The organism is Helicobacter sp. 13S00401-1 (assembly GCF_002272925.1).
Taxonomy (GTDB): Bacteria; Campylobacterota; Campylobacteria; order Campylobacterales; family Helicobacteraceae; genus Helicobacter_I.
Genome location: NZ_MLAR01000042.1, coordinates 1 through 932, shown reverse-complemented (window position 1 = coordinate 932; position 932 = coordinate 1). Strand labels below are relative to the sequence as shown.

At 29.1% G+C, this 932-nt stretch carries 1 protein-coding gene; it reads right to left on the bottom strand.

From position 1 onward, the window contains the following. Positions 1-932: methyl-accepting chemotaxis protein (locus tag BKH43_RS08355; RefSeq protein ID WP_253248088.1), on the bottom strand; the 932-nt coding region annotated here is incomplete at both ends.

Genomic DNA, 932 nt, shown 5'->3' with positions numbered 1-932 from the left:
CCTCTTCCATGTTCTCCTGCACGTGCAGCTTCTATAGCTGCATTAAGAGCTAAGAGATTTATTTGATCTGCTATGTCTTTAATAATAACAGTAACACTTTTAATATCTTCAGATTGAGAGATAACTTCATTAGTCTTATTAGATACATTTTGCATAGACTGAGTTATTTCTTCTATAGCAGTAGCAGATTGTTCTAAAGAGCTAGCTTGTGCATTAGAACTTTGAGATAAGTTAGTAATAGAAGTATTTAGTTTTTTAGCTTCTTCATTAAGTAAAGAAGCAAAGCTTAAAGAACTTTTTAACATCTTTCTTATTTCTTCACCTAAGGCATTAGTTACTCTTTCTACACTACCTTTATTACTTATATTACCTTTAGAATCTAATACTGAAGTAGAGAAGTCTAATTTAAGATAACTATCAAATACTCTTTCTATCTCATTCATATTAGAACCTATCTTTAGTTCTAATACATCTAACATATTATTAAGTACATCTCTTAATTCAATTAATTGAGGATTAGAAGGTAACTTAAGTATTCTCACACTTAAGTTACCTTCTTCTATAGTCTTAGCTACATTTAATGCTTCACTTACAGCTTCACTGTCTTTGGATAAAGAGGCTTGTATATTAGTAATATTAGAGTTTATTACATTAGCCATAGTTTTAAATTCATCTTTTAGTTTTTTATCTAGTAGCTTCATATTAGTTATTTCATTCTTACTTAAAGAAGTAAAGAAGTTAGTTAGAGAATCTTTAATATAAGTTATAGAACCTACTATGTATTTATAAAAGATTAGTCCTGCTATTAGTGAACATACTAAAAGGATAATAAAAGTAATGATTAGATTAGTCCAAAAAGAATAGAGCATTTTGGATTTGATGGGATCCATAAGTGTGCTTAGATGATGGGATAAGTCATCGGTGTAGACGCC